Raw genomic sequence first — 22341 nt, 5'->3', positions numbered from 1 at the left:
TAGGCGGGCCAGGGCTGTCCCGCCGCCCAACATTGAGCCTTTTCCATCGCACGTCTGCCGGGTGAGGTTGTCGCAGGTCGGAGTCGACGACGGAAAAGTCTCACCGAGCAGGTCAACCTTTTTCGCGGCGGCTCTCCCGCAGCATCAGCGACACCAGGAACGCCACGACCACCAGCGGCACCGCGATGAGGAAAAGGTCGGTGAGGGCGTCGGTGTACGTGCCGATCGCCGCGTTCCGCTCGGTTTCGGGCAGCGCCCGCAGCGCGGGAATGCTCTCGGTCGTGCCGTCGCTCGCCAGCCTGGCGGCGAGCACCGAGCCGAGAACGGCGACGCCGATCGCCGACCCCAGGCGCTGGAAGAAGTTCACCATGCCGGTGGCCGCGCCGATGTCCTTCATCTCCACCGAGTTCTGCACCGCGGTGATGACGGGCTGCATCACACAGCCGACGCCCACGCCGAACAGCAGCGAGTACACGGCGACCAGCCAGTACGAGATGTCGACGTCCACGAAGGACAGCAGGGCCAGCGAGACCGCCAGCACCGCCGAGCCCGCCACCGGGAACAGCTTGTAGCGGCCGGTACGACTGATCAGGATTCCGGACCCCATGGAGGCGGCCACCAGGCCGAGCATCGCGGGCAGCATGGCGACGCCCGACAGGGTGGCCGAGTAGCCTCTGACCGCCTGGAAGTACAGCGGCAGGAACACGATGCCGGTGAACATCGCCGCGCCGGACAGGAACCCGAACAGGGTGGCGATGCCGACACCTCGGTTGCCGAACAGCGACATCGGCGTGATAGGCTCCGCGGCGTGCCGCTCCGCCAGCACGAACGCCACCGCCAGCACCACCCCCGCGGCGAGCAGCGCCAACGCGCCCGGCGAGGCCCAGCCCAGCTCGTTGCCCGCTCAGTTCAGGTACAGCAGGGTGCAGGTGACCGTACCGACCACGAGCACCGCGCCCAGCGCGTCGATCTGGTGGCCGCGCTGCGGAGTCCTGACGCCGCGCAGACCGGCGGACGCCGCGAACAGGGCGAGGATGCCGACCGGCAGGTTGACGAGGAACACCCACCGCCAGCCCGGCCCGTCGGCGAAGAAGCCGCCCACGAGCGGACCGCCCACGCTGGCCAGACCGAACACCGCGCCGAACGCACCCTGGTAGCGACCGCGCTCGGCGGGCGGCACCACGTCCGCGATCACCGACAGCGCGAGCACGAACAGCCCGCCCGCGCCGACGCCCTGGACCGCCCGAAACACGACCAGGTGCCAGATCTCCTGCGCGACGGCGCACAGCAGCGAGCCGACGACGAACACCACGATGGCCACCTGGAACACCGCGCGGCGGCCGTACAGATCCGAGACCTTGCCCCACAACGGCGTCGTGGCCATGGAGGTCACCAGGTAGATCGTCACAACCCAGGGCAGGCTGCCCACACCGCCCAGGTCGCCGACGATCAGCGGCAGCGCGGTGCTGACCACCGTCTGGTCGAGGGCGGACAGGAGCATGCCGACCATGACGCCGCCCACCGCGAGGTGCACCTGCCTGGCGGGCACGGGCGGCGCCTGCGTCGACAGCTGTGCCGTGGAGTCCATGAGTACGCGGGTTTCCTCTCCCTCCGCGCAAGCGGTTCCCTGTCAGCGTGCGACCGGCACAGGGTCGACGAACCTCAGTTCGAGGAGCCCGGTGCGGCTACGCCGTGCGGCGGGAACGCCCGTCGGTCCCGCGGGTGCGCGAACCTCGTTCGCGTCGTTCCGGGCTCGGTCCAGCCACAGCCTGCGCCGCTGGTAGGAGGGCGGAGGCAGGGGCTGACGGGTCTGCCGGGCGCGCAGCGTGTCGGGCAGCCCGCTGACGACGACATGCGCGTTCGTGCCGCCCAGGCCGAACGAGCTCAGTCCGGCCACGCGGCGCTCCGGCGGCGCGGGCCAGTCCGTGGTCGCGGTCGCGGGCCGGAACGGTGACCGTTCGAAGTCGAACCTCGGGTTGGGACGTTCGCAGAACAGGGTGGCCGGGACGCGGCCGTGTTCCACCGCCAGCGACACATTGATCAGCCCGGCCACACCCGCCGCGCACAGCAGGTGGCTGACATTGGACTTGAGGCTGCCGACGGCGCAGAAGCCGGTGCGGGTGGAGATCTCCCGGTAGACCCGGGTGAGCGCCTGAAGCTCGATCGGATCGCCGATCATGGTAGTGGTGCCGTGCGCCTCGACCAGGCCGATCTCGTCGGCACTCCGGCCGGCGGCATGCAGCGCCGCGCGGACGACGTCGGCCTGGGCGGTGACGTTGGGGGTGGTGACACCGATGGTGTGGCCGTCGTTGTTGACCTCGACCGCCTCGATGACCGCGTGCACCCTGTCCCCGTCGGCCAGCGCCTTCGCCAGCGGCTTGAGCAGAACCGCGCCGCAGCCCTCACCGGGCACGATCCCGTCGGCGCGCTGGTCCATCGGGCGGCACACACCGGTGGGCGAGATCACCCCGGCCGCGCTGAACTCCAGGTACGCCTGTTCGTCCAACAGGATCTCCACGCCGCCCGCGACCGCCATCTCCGCGTCGCCCGCGAGCAGCATCCGCGTGGCCAGGTGGACGCTCACCAGGGCGGACGAGCAGGCGCTGTCCACCACCAGGTTCGGACCGGTGAGGTTGAAGCGGTGCGCCACCTGCGCGGCCAGGAAGTTCTGGTCGGACTGCAGGACACTGGGCCGCAGCGCCGCCCGCCGTCCGTAGGCGGAGATGCGCCCGCCGACCACGACCGCGACCCGGCGGCCCCACACCTCGTCGCGGGTGTAGCCGCCGTCGTGCAGACAGTCCAGGGTCGATTCGAGGAACAGGCGGATACCGGGGTCGAGGACCGTGGCCTCCTCGTCGGTGAGGCCGAACCGCTCCGGGTCGAAGTCGGCGAGGCCGTCGACGAAGCCGCCCCACCTGCTGACGCTGCGGCCGAGCTGAGGCCGGGGGTCGTAGAGCCGCTCGGTGTCCCAACGGTCCCGGGGCACCTCGGCGACCGAGTGCCGTTCGTCCAGCAGGTTGCGCCAGAACGTGGCGACGTCCGGCGCGCCCGGGAACCGCCCGGCCATGCCAATGATCGCGATTCTGCGGTCGTCGGGATCGCAGCGCGGGGGGATGACCTCGGCTCGACCGGTCGGCGCGGGTGCGACGCGACCGAGTTCCGGCTCGACATGCGGCGTTCCGGCTCTCTCCCCCGGCTCGGAGATGGTGACGCCCTCCGCCGGGGCGGTGAAGGTGATGCCCTCCGCCACGAGGTAGCCGGCGAGACCCGCCGCGCTCGGGAACTCCATCAGCACCGACGGCGGCAGGTGGCGGCCGACCTCGCGCTCCACCAGTTCCAGCAGCTCGGCCAGGACCACGGAGTCGACGCCGATGTCCCCGAAGTCCGCTTCGGCGTCGAAGCTCGATGCCGGGATATCCAGAGCGGGCGCGAAGATCCCCACCAGGCGCGCAGCCACGTCCTCCACGGACCTCAGCGGCTCGGGCGGCGCCGCGACCGGGCCGGGCACCGCGACCAGATCTGGCGGCGCAGTCGGGTCGGGCAACGCAGTCGGGTCGGGCGGCGCCGTCCTGGCGTCGAGCAGCGAGTTCAGGTCGAGGTCGGGCGACAGCGGCCGCACCGGGAGAACCACCCCGCCCCACGGCATGGCCACCACCCCTTCCAGCGCGTGCAACGCCTCGGCGTCGCGCAACGACCCGAGCCCGACCGGCTCACCGACGTTCGGCCCGCCGCGGCCCGACCCGCTGTCCTGCCACATCGGCCACGCCACCGACCGCAGCCACGGCCTGCCCGCCCGCGCGTGCCGCGCCACCACGAAATCCATCGCCGCGTTGGCTGCCGCGTACTCCGACACCCCGACCGCCATCCTCGGCACCAGCGCGGACACCGACGAGAACGTCAGGAAGAACGCCAGGCGGTCGACCGACGTGAGGTCCAGCAGCCGCTCCAGGGCATCGACCTTCGGCCTGAACACCGCCGCCACGGACGCCGAGTCGCCGCGGGTGAACGCCCCGGGCCGGGCCGCCGGTCCGCCGACGCAGTGCACGACGCCACCGATCGGTCCCAGCTCGCGCCGCACCCGGTCCAGGAACGACCCGAGCGCGGCCCCGTCGGTCAACGTGCCCGTGTGCACCTCGACCCGCGCTCCGGCGCGGCGCAGGTCGCGCACCGCGCGCACGCGCTCGGCGGCAGCCGCGTCGAGCAGGCCATCCCACCGTTCCTCGGGCGGCAGCGGATGGCGGCCGAGCAGCGCGATGCGGCGCGCACCCCGCTCCACCAGATGGGCCGCGACCCGCGCGCCCAGGCCGCGCGTCCCGCCGGTCACCACGTACGCCTGGTCCGGCGACACCGGCAGCGGCCGGTGCCGGGTCAGGGCCGGCCGCAGCACGGGCCGGTAGCGCAGGCCGTTGCGATGGCACACCTCGGCCTTCGCCGCGGGCAGGTGCCACTCGCCCCACAGCGCGGTCAGCAGCTGCTCCACACGCTCGGCAGGCACATCGGTGTCCAGCGCCGTCGTGACGACCTTCGCGTACTCGGCGCCGAGCATCCGCACGAACCCGACCATCCGGGCGCCCGCTGTGCCCGGCGGCGGGCCGTCGAGGTCCTGGAGACCGCGGGTGACGACCAGCCCTCGCAGCCCGGTGGTACGCCCCGCCGCGACGACGGCGCGGAGCAGGACGAGGCGGCGGTCGGTCGAGCCCGGGTCGTCCTCGGTCCGGTCGAGGTCGGTCAGGTCGATCCAGCCGGTGACCCGCGGCAGGCGGTCGAGGATGCCGGCCGGGTCGGCGAGGTCGTGCTCGGCGACGGGTACGACGCCCGGATGGCCCCGCGCGAGCCGGGCGGCGAGGTCCGCGGTCGTCCGCCGGTGCAGGCACAGGATGGTGCCCTCGACCGGGGCAGCGCCGGACGGGACGGCGCCGACCGGCAGCCACTGCCGTTCCACCAACGTGACCTCGCGCGGCTCGGGTACCCCTGGTCGCCCCCGCAACTCCACCACCTCGGCCGGCTCGGGCGCCGCCGGTGGCTGCCGTTCCGTCAGCTCGGCCTCGGTCGGCTCGGTCGGCTCGGGCGCCCCTGGTGGTCCGGGCGGAGCCGTCGGCGCGGCCGACCCGGTCAACCGGCAGGGCATCCGCGCGAACGGGTACGACGGCAGGGGCACGACCACCCGCGGCGCGGGGTGCAGGGCAGCCCAGCCGACCGCGCCGCCCGCCACCCAGTGTTCGGCCAGCGCGTCGAGGTTCCCGGTGGGCAGCCGGTCCACCGACCGCGCCGGCCGGGCCCGGCCGCGCGCGACACCGCTCGCGTCGCCGTCCGCGAACGCCCGCAGCCGCGCCCGCAGCCCGTCCCGGTTAGCCGCCACGAACGCCAGCCGCTCCTTCAGGTGCGCGCGACCGCTCTGGAGAGTCCAGGCGATGTCGTCGAGCGCCGCCGCCGCGGGCAGGCCGTCCGCCAGCCGCTCGCCCAGGACGCGCAACCGCTCCTCGTTGTCAGCCGAGAGCACCACCAGCTGCGGTCGGCCCGTCGCGGCGGGCTCGGTGCGCGCTGGCGCCTCCTCCAGCACCACATGGCTGATCGTGCCGCCCGCACCGAACGAGCTGATCCCCGCCCGCCTCGGCCGCCCGGCGTCGGGCCACGGCGCGGCATCCCGCTGCACCCGGAACGGCGTGGCGGCCCAGTCGACGTTCGGGTTGAGCCGGTCGACGTGCAGGGTCGGCGCGAGCGTGCGATGTTCCATCTGGAGCAGGACCTTGGTCAGCGCCGCGAGCCCCGCGCCCGCCTCGACGTGCCCGATGGTCGACTTCACCGATCCGATCGGCACGCTGCCAGCCGGGCGTTCGCCGAACACCCGGCTCAGGCCGTCGATCTCCACCGGGTCGCCCAACGCGGTGCCGGCGCCGTGCGCCTCCACGCAGTCGATGTCGCCCGGCCCGAGCCGCGCGTCGGCCAGGGCCTGTCGCACCACCTCGCTCTGCGCGAGCGGGCTCGGTACCAGGTAGCCGTTGGTGCGCCCGGCGTGGACCACCCCCGTGCCGCGCACGACCGCGCGTACCCAGTCCCGGTCGGCCAGCGCACGGCGCAGCGGCTTGAGGACCAGCGCGCCGACGCCTTCGCTGGGCACGAACCCGTCGCCGCCTTCACCGAAGCTGCGGCAACGGCCCGAGCTGGACGTCAGCGACATCTGCCGCTGCTCCAGGAACTTGTTGGGATGCAGCGACAGGTTGACCGCCCCGACCACGGCGAGCTCGCACTCACCGGCGCGCAGCGCGCGTACCGCGAGGTGCATCGCCACCAGCGACGACGAGCACATGGTGTCCACCGTCAGGCTGGGGCCGCGGAGGTCGAAGAAGAACGACACCCGGTTGGCGACGTGCCCGATGCCGCCGCCGCTGTAGGTGGGGGTGCCGCGCAGGGTCTCCTCGACGCCGAAGAACTGGTGGTCCGAGTACATCGCCCCGGCGTAGACGCCGACGCGCGACCCGTACCGCTCGCGCATCCGCTCGGCGGGCAGCCCCGCGTCGTCGAGGGCTTCCCAGCAGGACTGCAGGAACAGGCGTTCCTGCGGGTCCATCAGGGCCGCGTCACGCGGCGTGATCCCGAACAGGAGCGGGTCGAACTCGTCCACGCCGTCGAGGTAGCCGCCGGTCATCCGCTCGACCGGCCAGCCCGGCCGGCGCCGGTCCGGCGGCAGCGCGCCGACGCAGTCGCGGCCCTCGACCAGGTTGCCCCAGAACGCGTCGAGATCGGGGGACCGCGGGTAGCGGCCCGCGAGGCCGATGATCGCCATCGCGCCGTCGTCCGCCGGTGCTACCGGCACCGGACCGGAATCCGGCGCCGAGGCGACACCTGGCCATCGAGGTGCCTTCAGGACCGGCGCGGGGGTCAGCGGTGCGGGGCCTCCTGGTCCGGGGCCTCCTGGTTCGGAGCCTCGCGGGGCGAGGTCCTGGGCCCGCAGCCGGACACCGGCCGCGTCGAGTTCGTCCACGACCCCGGCCAGCGTGCGGTGCCGGAAGAACAGGGCGCGGTCGGACAGTCCGAAGTCCCGCTCCAGCGTCACGTTGAGCTCGCTGATCTGGGACGAGGTGAGCCCGTAGTCCTCGAACGGCGTGTGGGGGTCCAGCCGGTCCCGGGGGATGCCCGACACCTGGGCGTACTGGACGACGAGATGCTCCAGCAGTGCACCGGACGCCGCTTCGGGGGCGGGCGCCGGTGCCGGTTCGGCCAGGTGGAACGGGTAGGCGGGCAGCGGCTGCCGGTCCGGTCGGGTCCGCCAGAACGCGCGCCACGGCACGTCGTGCCCCCGAACCCACAGCTCGGCGGCCTCCGTGGGAGTCCTCGGCTCGGCTCCGCTCGCGCCACCCACGGCGTGGCCGGTGCGCACGCGCGGGTCCGCCCGGCCGACGACGGCTGCCGCGAGCCCCTCGACCAGGTCGTCCAAGCTCGCGCACACCACCGCGAGCCGGTGAGCCATCGGGGTCCGCGCCGTCTGCGTCGTCCATGCGATGCCGCGCAGCGCCTCGTCGCGGTCGCCCACGCCGTCCCCCAGGTCACGCACGTGGTCGTGGTGCGACCTGGCATAGTGCGCCAACCGAACGGGATCGCCCGCGGACACCAGGACGACGGCCGGGTCCACCAGGCCGTTGCTCGGTTGCATCCCGCCTCCTTCCGGTGCGTACGGCCGGACCTTACCCACCGCGATCACGCCGGTATGCTCAGTACTGAGCAGCGCCCACGAGGTCGGCCGCGCCGGCCATCAGGTGGTCCGCGATCCCCGCCACGGCCCGCCGCCCCGGGTCCCGGTTGAACGCCGCCAGGTCCGGGCCACACGGCAGCCGGTAGTCGAGGGGTTGTTCCGGTGCGCCGTCACGCCAGGCGGCAGCGCGCCGCAGATACCACCGGAGGGCCTCCGCCAGCCGCCGCCGGGGGTCGGCCACGCCCTCGGCGATCTGGTCCAGCGGGTGACCGACGTAGCGTGCCGCAGGGTGGCGGCGTCGGGTTCGGCCCGCCGCCGGTACAGGTCGACGAGGTGGTTGGCCCTGGCCGCGAACAGGGTGCCGCGGCGCAGCACCTCCGAGCGGGCGCCGAGCGTGAAGTGTGAAGGGTCCGGGGTCCAGCCGGTGTCGCCGGGTGCCAGCGCGGCCAGATGCGCCCTGGTCGCGGCGGTGAGCGCGGACTCCTCGGCGCACAGGTTCACCGAGGTGGTGAGCAGGAAGTCCGCCCCCAGGGCGAACGCCGCCGCGGCCTGCTCGGGCGTCCCGACACCACCGCTCACCCCGACGTGCACCGGTTGCGGGACGCCCCGGGCGAGGGCCCGCACCTCGGGCAGCAGGTGCAGCACCGTCAGGCCGCCCCCGTGCCACCCTGCGGGCGACGCGACCGCCAGGTCGGAGGCCACCGGCAGGTGGCGGGCCGCGTCGGCTTCCGCCGACGTCAGCGCGCCGGCGCGGACCAGGGCCTCCAGCACCGCCGGGCCCGGCGGGTTCAGGAACGCTCGAGCGCAGTCCAGCCCCATCACGCGGGCGACCACGTGCCGCGCCGGCCTGGCCCGGCCGTGCCGGTCGCGGTGCGCGCCGGTGAAGCGGAACCGCACCAGTTCGGGAGTGGGGCCCAGCGGCAGGTCGACCTCGACCACGCGGACGTCGGCGGCGGGTGGCCCGTCCGCTCGCCATGTCGTCGCCGGCCAGGAGACCGGCGCGTCGGCGAACCCCAGCACCCCCGCGCCGGCCGCCGCGGACACCAGCCGCGAGCCGTTCGCGCCGACGCCCGACGCGCCGACCGCGTAGGCCAGCCGCAACCCGTACCGCTCGCGGAAACCGGCCGCGCCGAGCCGCTCGGCCGGAGCCGGCCCGACCCACGCCGCGACGGCGGCCGGTACGACGACCTCGTCCGGTTCCCGGACGTCGGCGGTCTCGCCGGGGTCGGCCGGCTCGCGGGAGCCGGTGGGTCGACCGACCGCCACCGGCTCCGCGACGGCCACCGACGCCCACTCCTCGCGCGCCTGCGCCCACAGCTTCGTCAGCACGGTCCCCGGCCCGACCTCGACCAGCTCCTCCACCCCGCGATCGAGCAGGTACCGCATGGTCCGTCGCCACTGGACCGGTGCGCACAGCTGCCGCTCCAGCAGCTCCGGGACCCGGTCGGCGGTGTGCGGCTCGACCGTGGCGTTGGACAGCACCGGCACGCGCGGTTCCGCGAAGACCACCCGGTCCAACGCCTGCCGCAGCCGCGCCGCCGCGGGCGCCATGTGCCGGGAGTGCGCCGCCACGCTGACCTGCAACAGCTTCGTCTTCGCCGCGCCGGCCGCCCGCACCAGCGGCGCGATCGCCCGGACCTGCGCCCGCGGCCCGCAGACCACGATCTCGCGCGAGGAGTTGTAGTTGGCGACCTCCACATCCGGGGCGTCCGCCGCCACCAGCACCTGGCGGAGGCGGTCCTCGTCGAGCCCGAGCACGGCGAGCATCCCGCCGCCCCGGATGCCACCCATCAGCTCGGCCCGCCGCGCTGTCAGGCGCAGGCCCGTCGTGAAGTCCACCGCGCCCGCCGCGAACAGCGCGCTGTACTCGCCGAGGCTGTGCCCCACCATGAAGTCAGGCTGCGGCGCGGCCGCCGCGAGATCCAGGTAGCGCAATGCGTTGACGGTGAACATGACCGGCTGGAGGTGCCGCGGGTGTCATCCAGCCGCCGCAGGTCGCCGGCCAGCTCGCGCACCGAGAGGCCCAGCACCTCGTCGGCCTGCGCGGTGAGGTCGGGGAACCGCTCGAACAGGCCGTCGGCCATGCCCTTGCGCTGCGAGCCCTGGCCGGGGAACGCCCACACGATCGCCACCGGCTACTCCCAGGGGTAGCGGCCGGTCGCCGCGAAGCGGGCGAAGCGATCCCGCACTCTCGGCGTCCCCGACAACCGGTCGAACTCGGTCACCGCGAGCCGCCTGGTCTCCGGCGTGATCGGGTGGAGCGCGCCGAAGAACCGTTTGGCGTCGCCCACCACCGTGTCGTCCAGCTTCGCCAGCCGCGCGGTCAGTCTGCGCACCAGCGGGGCCGGGTCGGGGGACACCTCGTCGACGAGCCGCCACCGCGCGGCCTCGGCCGCGGTGACCGGGAGCGTGGTCAGCGCCATGGCGTAGGCGGTCTGGAAACCGACGCGCCACACCAGGAACGGCAGCACGCTGCACGGCAGCAGCCCCCACATCGCCTCGGGCAGGCTGAAGACACCGCGTTCGGTGCTGTGCACGAGGTCGCTGGCCGCCACCAGCCCGACCCCGCCGCCCGACACCCGGCCGTCCACGCACGAGACGACCAGACGCGGCACGGCCGTGATGTGGTCGAGCAGTTCGAAGAACACGCCGCCGCGTTCGGCCGGGTCGTGGCCGGAGTCGTCGGCGCGGGCGGCCACCGCGACGTCCATGCCGGCCGAGAACACGCCGCCCCGCGCGCGCAGCACGACCAGCCGGCAGTCGGGCCGCGCCTCGGCCTCGTCCAGCGCGGCGTGCAGGGCGGCGATCAGCGCCGGGTCGATGGCGTTGCCCCTGTCCGGACGGGCGAGCGTGACCCGCACAGCCGGCCCGGCCCACTCGACCTCGAGGGCGGGCACGGTCAGCTCCACCGATAGACGCGGTGGTAGCGGTCGATGTGATCGAGCACCAGCAACCCGGCCCCGTCGAACAGCTCGGCGTACGGCCCGGTCTCGAATGCCTGGCCCGCCACGCCGTGGCCGCGGTCGCCGCCGAGGGCCACGGCCTGGTCGTACTCCGCCATCGTGAGCGCGCGTCGGGAGGCGATCCGCTCGCCGATGCCGAACCGACCTACCGCCTCCACCGCGTCGGCCCCCAGCACGCCGCTGAAGAACTCCGACCCGCAGCCGGATCCGTAGGAGAACAGCCCGATCCTGGCCGGTGTCACTGGCATCGCGCTACCGAGCAGCGAGGCCAGCGCCAGGTACAGCGACGCGGAGAACAGGTTGCCCACCTGCGAGGCGTACTTGATGGTGGGCGCCACCCGACTGGTGAAGTCGGTGTCGGCGTCCTTCGACGCCAGGGCGCCCTGCTTGCGCAGCAGCATGCGGTGCGCGCCCTTCACCATGCCGGCGAACGGCGTGTGGAACACCAGGTACGCGAACGTGTCCACGACGTCGCTGCCGACCACCCGCTCGCGGTAGGCGGCGAAGCTGTGCTCCAGGCACGTCAGGTACGACAGCAGCGACAGGTCGGAGTCGACGACGGCCACGTCGGCGCTGGGCCGCAGGGTGTCCATCACCTCGAACGTGTGGGTGCCGCTCGCGCCCACGTCGAGCTCCAGCACCGCGCAGTCCCGACTGACGATCATCGCCACCGCGCCCGCGCCCTCGGACGGCTCCCAGTACGTGCCGCGCGAGCCCGAGCCGGGCGCGTCGGCGGCGATCACCAGCGCCTTGGCACGTGGCACGGGCGAGTGGGCGATGATGCCCGCGGCGGTGTGCAGTGCCGCCGTGCCGCCGTAGCAGGCGTGCTTGACCTCGAACGACCGGCACCGCGGCGACAGCTCGAGGTGGCGATGCACATAGGTGCTGATCGGCTTGCCCATGTCCACACCGGACTCCGCGCCGACGACCAGCAGCTCGATGTCCGCCCGGTCGCGCTCGTCCATCGCGGCCAGCAGCGGGCGGGCCGCGTTGACCGCGTTGGTCACCGCGTCCTCGCACGGCAGGTTCACCGACTTGCGGGTCATCATCAGGTTGCCCAACCGGGCGATGTCCAGGCCACGTTCCCGGAACAGGTCCTCGACCTCGAAGCAGGCCCGCCCGACGTAGCAGTTCAGCGCCTCGATGCCGATGGCCATGCAACATCCCCCTCGAGGTCGGTCATCAGGTCGTCGTGGAGCGGGTCCGGCAGCCCGGTCAGGTAGAAGTGATCGCCCGGATAGACATGCAGGCGGAAGGCGCCGTCCGTGGTGACCCGCCATCGCTCGGCCTCCACCGGCTCGACCTCCGGGTCCCGGTCGCCGGTGAACGCCGACACCGGGCAGGTCAGCCGCGGCCCGTCGCCGGGCCGGTAGCTCTCGTTGACGGCGAAGTCGGCACGCATGGTCGGCAACAGCAGCTTTATCAACTGCGGCTGCTCCAGCAGGACGTCCGGCGTCCCGTCCAGGCTGACCACCGCGGCGATGAAGTCGTCGTCGGGGACGTCCGCGAGAGGGCGGCGGCGCGCGGCCAGGTGCGGCGCGCGCCGACCGGACACCAGCAGCCGCACCGGGGCACGGCCCTCCCCGGTGAACCGGCGTGCCGCCTCGTAGGCGACGGCCGCGCCCATGCTGTGCCCGAACAGCGCGTAGGGCCGGTCCAGGTGCGGACGGAGTCCATCGCACAGCGGGCCGATCAGATCCTCCATCCGTCGGTAAGGCGGTTCGGCGATGCGGGACTCCCTGCCTGGCAGCAGCACCGGGCACACCTCGACGGCCGGACGCAGCCGATCGCGCCACGGCAGGAAGAAACCGCCGCCGCCGCCCGCGTGCGCGACGCAGAACAGGCGCAGCGGCGCCTCGGTCATCCGCGGGGTCGGCTTCGTCCACGGACCGGTCACGGCGTCCTCCCGGGGCGCAGCACGACGTGGCCGAAGGAGCCGACCGCGCCGACGGCGTTCACCAGGACCCGTCCCGGAAGGGCCGGCCGCGCGGAGTCGACCAGTTCCAGCCTCGGGTCGTCCCAGTCCACCAGGGGCGTCCGGTGCGTGCTCACCAGCGTGGGCGCGAGTGTGCCGTGCCGCAGCTGGAGCAGCGCCTTGGTGAGTTGTGACATGCCGGCCGCGGCCTCCAGGTGTCCGATGTTCGGTTTGACCGTCCCCACGGCGAGCTGCCCGCCGCCGTCGGATCTCAGCGCGGCGAGCAGCCCGGCAAGCTCGGCCGCGTCCGCCATCGGCGCGCCGGACCCACCGCACTCGACGTAGCCGATGTCGGCCCCGCACAGGCCATGCGGCCCCAGCACCTCGCGGACCGACTCGGCGAGCGCGTCGCTGTCGGGAACACCGAAACGGCCCCGTCCGCCCACGCCGCCGCCGCCGACGGCCTCGATGACGCCGTGTACCACGTCGCCGTCCTCCCGGGCGTCGGCCAGCGGGCGCAGCACCAGCGCGCCGGCCCCCTCACCCGGCGACCACCCGGCGCCGTCGGCGGCGAACGCACCGTCCGCCGGGACCAACGCACCGTCCGCCGGGACCTCGGTGGACAGCCCGAGGTCGCGTAGCACGGCCAGGTGGTAGGGGTGGGTGACCAGGTTGACGCCACACACCAGGGCCGCGTCGCACTCCCCTGCCCGCAGTGCCGTCACCGCCAGGTACGCGGCGGTCAGCGACGACGAGCAGGAGGTGTCCACCGCCACACCGAGACCGCGCAGACGGAAGGCGTGGGTGAGGCGAGCCGGAAGGTCGGACGCGGCGGCGGCGACCAGCGCGGGGGCACCGGCGCGCCACCGAGCCTCACCGACATGCCGGTGGTCGTGCCACATCACCGCGACGTACACGCCCACGCGAGGGCCGCCGTGACCCCGCGGCTCACTGATCAGGCCCGCCTCCTCCAGCGCCTGCCAGGCGACCGGCAGCAGCAGGCGCACCTGCGGGTCCAGCAGCTCCGCTTCCCGTGGCGAGATCCGGAACGGCAGCGCGTCGAAGGTGGTGACGTCGGTGAGGAAACCGCCGTGCGGCGGCTCGAAGCCGTCGCGGAGCGCCGCGGCGCGGGCAGGCGGCACCGGGGCCGACCGAGCGGCGGCCGGCCCGCAGGTTGCGCCAGAACGCGCCGACGTCGTCCGCCTCCGGGTAGCGGCCCGCCATCCCGGTCACCGCCACCTCGGCGGTGTGGCGCCGCCCGGTCGAGACCCGGCTCACCGGTCCGGCCGCGGGCCGGGGCGACGAGACCTCCACGCGCGGCGCCGGGACCGCGGTGTTCCCGGCGGTCGACCTGTCCACCGCCCCGCCCAGGAAGGAGTGCAGCAGCCGCTGGCCCGGGTGCAGCCGGAAGTGTTCACGTACCGAGTCGAACGCCATCGCCCCGATCGGGCACAGCCCCACCAGCTGCTCGGCCTGGGCGGTCATCAGCAGCTGGCTGACGTAACCGGCCTCCAGCGCCAGATACAGCTCGGACTCCTCGGCGTAGAGCGGTTCGATGCCGCGCGGCTCCGAGATCAGGTACAGCTCGAACCCCGCCCGGTCGAACACCTCCCGGTTGTACTGGAAGTGCGCCTCGACCATGATCGGCGAGCCCTCATGCACCCGTTGCAGCACGTGCTCGTCGGGTCGGTGGTAGTAGATGCCCGGCGCCAGGCCCTTCACCCCGTTCGGCCGCACATGGAGGTACACCTGCACGGCGTAGGTGTCGCCCGCGGACGGGTAGAGGCGTCGAGGTCTGCCGTCGACGTCGCTCGACCGCAGCGATCCGAGCAGCGCGCGCAGCGCGTCGAGGGTGACCGACCCGCCGGTGAAGTCCCGTCGGGTCGCGCGGTCGCGGTAGGCCCGGGCGGGCGGCGCGGCGCCGCCGAGCCGGGTCGCCGGCTCGTCCGGCGAGGTCGGCCGCAGGTGCCGCCGGCCGGCCTTGAACCGCGCCCGGTCCTCGGGCGAGAAGAACTCGACCTCGGTCTCCCCGGGGCCCCCAAGCGCGGACGGCTTCTCCCGTGCGAGGTGTGCGGCGATGCCGCGCGCGCTGGGGTCCGCCAGCAGCGCCGACACCTGAACCCGCACACCGTGCCGCTCTCGCAGCGCGGTGGACAGCCGCACCATCGTGAACGAGGTCGCACCCTGGTCCCACAGGTCGCGCGCCGGGTCCACCGAGGGCACGCCGAGGTACTCCGCGAGCAGAGCCGCGATCTCCTCGGCCAGCTCGTCGGCCGACGCCCCGGGTGTCACCCGGTGACCAGCCGACACACCCGGCGCAGCCCGGTCGTCAGGCGCAGCCCGGTCGTCAGGCGCAGCCCGGTCGTCAGGCGCAGCCCGGTCGTCAGGCGCAGCCCGGTCGTCGACGACGGTCCGGTGCTCGACGGGCGGGTTCGGGCCGGCGGGTTCGCCGGCGTCCGCCGCGATCCCGCCTCCCGTCGACGTGGCCCGCCCCACCGGCCACGGCAGGGCGTCACGGTCCAGCTTCCCGTTGGCGGTGGCCGGGAACAACGCCACGAACACAACGAAGTTGGGGACCATGTAGTCGGGCAGCGTCTCGGCGGCGAACGCGCGCAGCCGCGCCGCCTCCGGCCGCGCCGCGCCCGGCTCCGCCTGAAGGTAGGCGACCAGCTTCCGATCTCCGCCGTCGTTGGCCCGGGCCAGCACGACCGCCTCCCGCACCGCGGGGTGCTCGCGCAGGCGATGCTCGATCTCGCCGAGCTCCACCCGGAAGCCGCGGATCTTGACCTGGCCGTCGCGGCGTCCCAGGAACGTGATGATCCCGTCCGGTCGGAACGCGGCACGGTCGCCGGTGCGGTACATGCGTTCGCCCGTCCGGTCGGTGAACGGGTCGGGCAGGAAGCTGCGGGCGGTCAGCTCCGGGTCACCGTGGTAGCCGAGGCTGAGGCAGTCGCCCGCGATGTAGAGGTCGCCCTCCTCGCCGATCGGGCACGGCTCCAGGGCCTCGTCGAGGACGTAGTACCGCGAGTTGTCGATGGGGCGGCCGTACGGGATGCTGCGCCACCGCGGGTCGACCACCTCGACCGGGAACCAGTTGGACCAGACCGTGGCCTCGGTCGCGCCGCCCAGGCTGACCAGGCTCGCCCGCGGCGACACCGCCCGCAGGTCGGCCGGCAGGCTCAGCGGCGTGTAGTCACCGCTGAGGAAGACCAGCCGCAGGTCCACCCCGGCGCGGTCGCGCAGCGACGGCAGCAGCGTGGCCAGCGACGTCGACGCCGAGTTCCAGAAGGTGATCGGCTGCTCGGCCAGCACGTCGGCGAGCAGCTCCGGGTCCCGCTGCTCGCGCTCGTCGGCCACGTACAGGCTCGCGCCGCGCCCCAGAAGCCCGAGGATGTCGAACACCGACAGGTCGAACCCGAGCGAGGTCACGCACACGCCCACGTCGCCGGGTCCGAAGCCGAAGGTGCGGTAGCACCAGTTGAGCAGGTTCCACACCGGCCGATGCGTCACGGCGACGCACTTGGGTCGCCCGGTGCTGCCGGAGGTGAAGATGTAGTAGGCGGTGTTGTCCGGGCCGGTCACCGGTTCGGGGTCACCCGGATCCTCGTCGGCGCCCGCCAGCAGCGTGTCGAGCTCGACCACCGGCACGTCGGGCCGCCAGTCCAGCGCGCCCACGGTGGTCAGCACGACGCGCGAGGAGGTACGGGCCAGCATCGCCGCCGCCCGGTCGGGCGGCAGACCCGGCAGCACCGGCAGGTACGCTCCGCCCGCCTTGAGCACGCCGAACACCGCCGCCACCATCTCCGGTCCCCGCCGGGTGGCGACCGCGACCGCCGTCTCGGCCGTGACGCCCCGCTCGCGCAGGCGGTGCGCGATGACGTTGGCCCACCCGTTCAGCTCGCGGTAGGTGGCGATGCCGTCGCGCCACCGCAGGGCGACCGCGCGGGGCCGGCGGCGGGCCTGCTCCTCCAGCAGCAGGTGCACCGGGCCATCCGCCGGGTAGGTCGTCGTGGTGTCGTTCCACTCGTAGAGCGCGCGGCGCCGCTCGTCGGCGGTGAGCCGGCCGACCCGCTCCTGCTCGTCCGGCTGGTCGGCGAACCCGGTCACGGTGGCACGAAACCGGTCGAACGCCGGGTCGAGCGCGTCGGCGGGGAGGTGGCCGGGCACCACGTCCCACGCGATGTCGAGGGTCTCGCCGTCGTCGACGGCCACGCAGTCCAGCGACACGTCGGAGGTGGCGGTGCGCCAGGGACCGGCCGTCACACCCGGCGGAAGCGGCTGCCCGGACACATCCAGGACGCTGGTGAACACCACGAGCAGCGCGAACGACCGATCGCGGCGCCGGCGCAGCACGACGACGCGCAGGTCGGCGAGCCCGCTCGCGCCGTCGGCCTCGGCGTCCTCGGCGAGCAGCGCGGCCAGCCGGCGGGCCCGCGCGGGCAGGGGAAGGTCCAGCTGGTCCAGCCGGACCCAGCTCAGCGCGGTCTGCTCGCCGGGGCGGTACGCCTCGCGCCCGGCGGCCCAGCGCACCACCGGCAGGGCGAACGGCGGGTCGAACACGTGGGCAAGCGCGTCGCAGAACGCGGCCAGCAGCGCCGCGTCCGCGGTCACGTCATGCCGTGCCGCCCAGGTGCGCAGCGCGGCCGGGTCGGCCGTGAACCGCAGGCGTTCGGTGCGGCCCGGGTGCCCCCGGCGTGAACGGCCCCGACGGCAGGTCCGCCAGGCGGGCGAGCCAGTGCTCACGATGCGCCGGGTTGGTGGCGGACGCGCGCACCGCGGGCGGCACAGTCCGCGCGGGCGGGTCGGCGTAGCGGCGCAGCAGGGCCCGACCGAGCGCCAGGACGCTCGGCGCGTCGGCCACGAGCAGGTCGATCGCCAGGTGCACGGTGCCCGAACCGTCGGCGCCGCGCCGGACCCGTAGGTCGGTGTGCGGCGCGCGGCCCAGGGGAAACGGCCGGTCGGCGACGTCGCGCGCGATCGCCTCGTCCACCTCGGGCTGGTCGGACTCCACAACGGGGACGCGTCCGCCGGCGGCCGTGGGGGGCAGCACGGTGGTCCGGCCGTCCTGGTCGACGACCGTGCGCAGCACGTCGTGCTCGACGACCAGGTCGAGCCAGGCCTGTTCCAGCCGGGACACGTAGAGCTCGGCGACGTGGAAGCTCTGATAAAGCTGGCAGCCCGCGGTCCGGCCGGACACCCGGGCCACGTGGTAGGCCTGCTGGAGGTCGTTCAGCTCGTCGCCCGGCGTCGGCGCCGCGTCCACGCAGGCCGCCTGGAGCGCGGCCACGAACCGACTGAACAACGCGTCCGCGGTGGCCCAGCGCCAGCGCAGACCACCGCCGTGTTCCCACATCAGGTGGTTCAGGCCGACACCCGAGGTCTGGCCGACGGCGTGGACCAGGTGGTCGGTCATGCTCGGCGCGTCCGGTTCGCCGACGTCGAGCAGACTGGTGAACACGACCGGCAGGTCCGGGGCCGGCAGATCGGCGCGGCGCAGCTCGCGCACCACCTCCACACCCGACACCTCGTTGTGCGCCAACGCGTCCCACACCTGCCGATGCAGTGCGGCGGCCAGGTCGGACCGCCGGCAGTCGACCTCGTCGACCACCAGCAGGCAGGTCGAGGTGAAGGGACCGGCCACGTCGTCCGCGCCCCGGCCCAGCCGCACCCGGTCGGTGGTGGTCAGCACCAGCGACCACGGCCGCGGACCGATGGTCAGCACCTCGCAGAACACCGTCAGCGCCAGAGACGACGGCGGGACGCCGAGCGCGGACGCGCGCCGACGCAGGGCCTGCCACTGCCCGGGGTCGAGATGCCCCGTGCGCGGCACGCGCAGGTGGTGCGCGAGCCCGTCGGGCGGTTCGGGCGGGGCCGTTCGCTCGCCGAGGAGAAGGTCGGGACCGGGCGGCACCTCGGACAGCCTCTCGCGCCAGTGCAGCAGGTCCGCCTCCCAGCGCGAGGCGTGCCTGCGCTCGGCGAGCGCGACCGCGCAGTCCCGCACCGACAGCGCCGGCTCGGGCAACCGCGCGCCGGGCTCGCGGTAGAGCAGCAGCCACTGCCGGAACAGCAGCTCCGTGCTGTGCGCGTCGACCGCCGTGCCATCGAGGCTCAGGTGCGCGGAGCCGGCGCCGCCGTCACGCACGACCTCCAGCGCGAACGGCGGGAACGCACCCGGCGGGTACCGGCGGTGCGAAAGCCGTCGGCGCACCTGCGCGCCAAGCACGGCCACGGGGCCGTCGTGCACCACCGCGACCTGTTCGGGGACATCCGGCCGACCCCGCTGCCCCGTGCTCTCCCCGACCACCAGCCGCAGCGCGTCGTGGTGGGCGACGAGCCGCCGCCACGCCGCGACCAGCCGGTCGGCGTCCAGCTCGGGCAGCCAGAACTCGCGGTAGTAGTGGCATCCGATCGCGTCCGGTCCGAGCTCGACGTACTTGCCGACGACGTAGGCTTCCTGGACCGGGGTGAGCGGGAACGGCTCGTACCGTTGGGCTGGCTTCGCCACCAGTGGCCGCGTCCCGCTCCCCGGCGCGTCGCCGACCAGCCGCGCCAGGTCGGCGACGGTCTCGCAGCCCACGAGGTCCGCGAGCGCGACCTCCCGGCCGAACTCGGCTTCGAGATCGAGCAGCAGCCGGGCCGTGGCGAGCGAGGACAGCCCGAGATCCGCCAACCTGCTGCCGGCGTCCGGGTCCGCGTCGTCGGCCACGAGGCCGCACACCAGCCGCACCGTTCGGCCGACCGCGTCCGCGAACTGGTCGGTCACCGTCACTCCCGTCACCACGTCCACCGGCCGAGGTCCGGGTAGGGCGGTTCCATCAACGGCGAGGTGTCCGAGGCCGAGACCTTGACGGTGAACCCCGCCGCCTTACGCACCTGCGCCTCGAACGCGGTGCGGAACCGCTCGTCGGAGGGCATCCCCACCGCGTCGGCGGAGGCGAGCATGAGCGTGACGAACCGATCCTGCTGCTCGGGGGTGATGCGCAGCCCCAGGTGCGCCTTCATCAGGCTGAGGAACCCGCCGAGCTCGTCGGAGTACCGGGAGGGCCCGCCAAGCATCTCGACCAGGAAGGCCGTCAGGTGGTCGGTGTGGTGTGGTGTTCCGTACTCGAACAGACTCCGCAGCAGCGGGTCCGCCACCACCGCCTGGTGGAAGTGCTCGGCGAGACCGCGCAGCGCTGGTTCGCCGCCGACGTGTTCGAACATGGTGGCCATGAGCGCAGCTAACCCCCGCGTCGGATGCCGATTGGGACGGCAACGTAGCCAGGGGAGGCGTGGCGGGTCTGCGCAAAGTTGCACAGACCCGCCACTGCGTGACGCGACTACCACCAGTGGGTGTCACCGTTCGGTGGGGCGAGAGAGGCGATTGTCGGCGTCATCGGTGCTACCTGCCGACCTGCTCAGGCGCGTTACCGGGATCTGCCCGAACGCCAGCGACGCCGCCGCTGGCCGCCACACACGATGTCCGAGTCACACGGCGGTCCACCAAGGGCATGCAGATGATCTTTGTGGCGCATCGCGCAGCAGACGCTCCGGCGACGCGGAGATCTGCAATGCCGTTGCCGACCGATCCCCGAAACTACGCTCCGCAACCAAGGTCCGCCGGTACGTTCGAGGAATCGAACCAAACGATCAGCGCCCCGACCTGGACGTCTTCTATTAGATAAATCATCAGATCTCATAGAATTTACCTATTTACCTAGGTCAGGGCATTGTTACGCATCGTGGTGGGGCGGGTGGGGCTCGAACCCACGACCGACGGATTATGAGTCCGCTGCTCTAACCGGCTGAGCTACCGCCCCTTGGATCGATCCCCTCCAGCGTCTCACAGCGTGGAGGACATCGACGACGTACAGCCTAACGGCTACTGCCGGATGGCATGCGTCCGCTCGTCTGGCCGCAGAGACGGAGCCCAAAAACAAGACTCACCGGAAGCGGACGACCACGGAATGCCGAGACAGCATGGATCGACGGCATTCCGGCGCCGCCGCCGTCCCGGCGACATGACCAGGTCAGCACCTGTCTGGCGCTGTTTGACCGCTCGATCCGGACTTGTGATGCCGAGACGACATCCCCCGGCTATGCTCACCGTGCTGATCCGCTTACGCAGCTTGTCCTGATCTGCCGCCGACCGAAGAGCGATGAATGACCACCGATCCCGCATCTGCCTGGCAGCGTTACACCGTCTCCGCCGAGCTCCTGCACCGCGACGACATAGCCGACGCCCTGGGCGGCCAGGACCGCATAGCCTCCTCCATCGAGAGATTCAGCCAGTCCCCGACCAGCGGCCGGTCTGCACCCACTACGTGGTCGACAACAGCCGCCACGCCCGCAGCAACCTCGCCGAGCACGCCCGCCGCCTGGCCAGCCGGGTCCGCGATGCCTCCTGACGCGATCATCCTCTACGGCCCACCCGCCGCCGGAAAGGACACCATCACCACCGCCCTCACCACGCTCGACGACCGGTACGTACACTTCGACCGGCTGAAAATCGGCGCGAACGCCCGCGCCCCCTACCGGGTCGCCTCGCCCGGCTGCACGACGACGGCCTGATCCTGTACACAAACGAGCGGTACGGCAACGTCGACGCCGTCGACCGGCCCCGCCTCGACGAGATCATCGCCGCCGGCCGGATACCCGTCGTGCATCTCGGCCAGGTCGCCGGCTTCCACGCCCTGCACACCGAATACCCGGCCCGCTGGACAACCGTCCTGCTCTGGTGCCCCCGCGACGTCACCACCGCCCGCGCCCGCCAACGCGGAAACACCGACCTCGCCGACCGGCTGGCCGTCTGGGACGAGACGAAAACCGACCTCGCCACAGCCAGCCTGGACCTGTTCGACCTGGTCCTACGCACCGACCACCGGCCTCCCCGGAAAGCCGCCGGCCACATCCACCGCAAGGTCACCAGCCCACCCGGATCCCCCGCGCACCCCCGCGACCCGCTGGACTGACCGCCAGGCAACTCGTCCTTCCCGCCCTCACCTTCCGCACCCCGATGGCCACGGACTGGCCTGACGGCGGCGAAGGAGACGACGCGGAAGCCTGGCGGACGTGGATTAGCCAGGTCTGGGCTGCGGGTGACGTGGCCGAGGCGGTAATGGTGGCGAGCCCGGTCCCGGCGGATCGGGTCGCGACGGTGCGGGCCGGCACCCCAGGACGATCACCTCCGGTGGTAACCGGAACCCGACGAACTCCGACACTGGCAGCGGAGGAGGGTGACAACGGGCCATCGCCCGATCACGTACTGGCCCGACGCGGCCCCCTGGCCTCGACTCACGTACCAGAGCCCTCGAAGCAGAGCCCTCGAACGCAACAACGCCCTGTTGAGGGTGGCGGGTCGCCGAGGTGGCCGCTGCGCGGATGGCCCTATCGCCACACGCGAAGGAACAATGTTCCATACGATGGCCATCATACGAATTTTTTTCCTACGTTTGCCTGTGCGCCCCTCGGGGTTCATGGGTGGCACCTAGCGTCAGCCGGGTGGTTGAGCGACTTTCCGGGCCGGTCGGCGATGTTGAGTGGGGTTCCGGGCCGGTCGGTACCGGTGACGCGCCGAAGTTGATCAGGTCCCGGTTACCGGGCCTATCACCGGCGGAGCGGCGGGTCGCCGATGCGGTGCTGCCGGCCGTCTACCCGGCGGATGTGCACGTCCAGCACGTGTCGGCGCGGATGCTGGGCCCGGGCGACGCCTGTTTCGCGATCAGTCACACCGGGTCGACGACCGAGACGTTGGCGTCGATGCGTACCGCCGCGACCGGCGACGTTATCACCGA

General features: G+C 73.2%; 12 protein-coding genes, 1 tRNA gene and 2 pseudogenes. 3 read left to right on the top strand and 12 right to left on the bottom strand.

The window, feature by feature from the left end; all coding sequences use genetic code 11:
• Positions 1-112: 112 nt before the first annotated feature.
• The 12 genes and pseudogenes from AC08OJ_RS08565 to AC08OJ_RS08510 form a co-directional block, all read right to left on the bottom strand.
• Positions 113-892, bottom strand: coding sequence for an MFS transporter (locus AC08OJ_RS08565; RefSeq protein ID WP_476595459.1), 780 nt, complete (start codon positions 890-892; stop codon positions 113-115).
• A 12-nt stretch (positions 893-904) separates the two neighbouring features.
• Complete coding sequence (locus AC08OJ_RS08560) at positions 905-1588, bottom strand: MFS transporter (RefSeq protein WP_476595456.1); 684 nt, start codon at positions 1586-1588, stop codon at positions 905-907.
• Between the two features lie 42 nt (positions 1589-1630).
• Entirely contained in the window at positions 1631-7651 is a 6021-nt protein-coding gene (locus AC08OJ_RS08555; RefSeq protein WP_476595455.1) for a beta-ketoacyl synthase N-terminal-like domain-containing protein, read from the bottom strand.
• 99 nt (positions 7652-7750) lie between these two features.
• Positions 7751-9646, bottom strand: a pseudogene (locus tag AC08OJ_RS08550) (acyltransferase domain-containing protein); the annotation flags it as partial.
• Positions 9647-9825: 179 nt separating this feature from the next.
• Entirely contained in the window at positions 9826-10587 is a 762-nt protein-coding gene (locus AC08OJ_RS08545; protein WP_476595454.1) for an enoyl-CoA hydratase-related protein, read from the bottom strand.
• Between the two features lie 2 nt (positions 10588-10589).
• Entirely contained in the window at positions 10590-11810 is a 1221-nt protein-coding gene (locus tag AC08OJ_RS08540; protein WP_476595453.1) for a hydroxymethylglutaryl-CoA synthase family protein, read from the bottom strand.
• Complete coding sequence (locus AC08OJ_RS08535; protein WP_476595452.1) at positions 11786-12550, bottom strand: thioesterase II family protein; 765 nt, start codon at positions 12548-12550, stop codon at positions 11786-11788. Before AC08OJ_RS08535 ends, AC08OJ_RS08540 begins: the two co-directional genes overlap by 25 nt.
• Positions 12547-13611, bottom strand: coding sequence for a beta-ketoacyl [acyl carrier protein] synthase domain-containing protein (locus AC08OJ_RS08530; RefSeq protein ID WP_476595458.1), 1065 nt, complete (start codon positions 13609-13611; stop codon positions 12547-12549). The genes AC08OJ_RS08535 and AC08OJ_RS08530 overlap by 4 nt, the downstream gene beginning before the upstream one ends.
• Positions 13517-16552: an amino acid adenylation domain-containing protein gene (locus AC08OJ_RS08525; protein ID WP_476595457.1), complete on the bottom strand. Its 3036-nt coding sequence runs from the start codon at positions 16550-16552 to the stop codon at positions 13517-13519. Before AC08OJ_RS08525 ends, AC08OJ_RS08530 begins: the two co-directional genes overlap by 95 nt.
• 628 nt (positions 16553-17180) lie before the next feature.
• On the bottom strand, positions 17181-19331 hold the full coding sequence (locus AC08OJ_RS08520) for a phosphopantetheine-binding protein (protein ID WP_476595451.1): 2151 nt from the start codon (positions 19329-19331) through the stop codon (positions 17181-17183).
• Positions 19332-19342: 11 nt separating this feature from the next.
• The gene (locus AC08OJ_RS08515) at positions 19343-19780 is read right to left on the bottom strand and encodes a group II truncated hemoglobin (RefSeq protein WP_476592335.1); all 438 of its coding nucleotides are present in this window, start codon (positions 19778-19780) and stop codon (positions 19343-19345) included.
• Between the two features lie 510 nt (positions 19781-20290).
• Positions 20291-20367: transfer RNA gene (locus AC08OJ_RS08510), tRNA-Ile, on the bottom strand.
• A gap of 343 nt (positions 20368-20710) precedes the next feature.
• Between AC08OJ_RS08510 and AC08OJ_RS08505 the strand changes: the two genes are divergently transcribed.
• The 3 genes and pseudogenes from AC08OJ_RS08505 to AC08OJ_RS08495 all read left to right on the top strand — a co-directional run.
• Positions 20711-21118, top strand: a complete 408-nt coding sequence (locus AC08OJ_RS08505; protein WP_476592336.1) for a hypothetical protein — start codon at positions 20711-20713, stop codon at positions 21116-21118.
• Between the two features lie 89 nt (positions 21119-21207).
• Entirely contained in the window at positions 21208-21519 is a 312-nt protein-coding gene (locus AC08OJ_RS08500) for a hypothetical protein (RefSeq protein ID WP_476592337.1), read from the top strand.
• Between the two features lie 529 nt (positions 21520-22048).
• Positions 22049-22341 (top strand): annotated as a pseudogene (locus AC08OJ_RS08495) (hypothetical protein); the annotation flags it as partial.

It is taken from the genome of Frankia sp. CgKIO3 (assembly GCF_977946435.1).
The sequence above is the reverse complement of the archived record's forward strand: the minus strand, read 5'-3'. Positions and strand labels throughout refer to the sequence as shown.

Coding starts and splice junctions, on each gene's coding strand:
- AC08OJ_RS08515 (WP_476592335.1), bottom strand. CDS start 19,780: ATGGCCACCATGTTCGAACACGTCGGCGGCGAACCAGCGCTGCGCGGT.
- AC08OJ_RS08540 (WP_476595453.1), bottom strand. CDS start 11,810: ATGGCCATCGGCATCGAGGCGCTGAACTGCTACGTCGGGCGGGCCTGC.
- AC08OJ_RS08560 (WP_476595456.1), bottom strand. CDS start 1,588: ATGGACTCCACGGCACAGCTGTCGACGCAGGCGCCGCCCGTGCCCGCC.
- AC08OJ_RS08555 (WP_476595455.1), bottom strand. CDS start 7,651: ATGCAACCGAGCAACGGCCTGGTGGACCCGGCCGTCGTCCTGGTGTCC.
- AC08OJ_RS08505 (WP_476592336.1), top strand. CDS start 20,711: ATGACCACCGATCCCGCATCTGCCTGGCAGCGTTACACCGTCTCCGCC.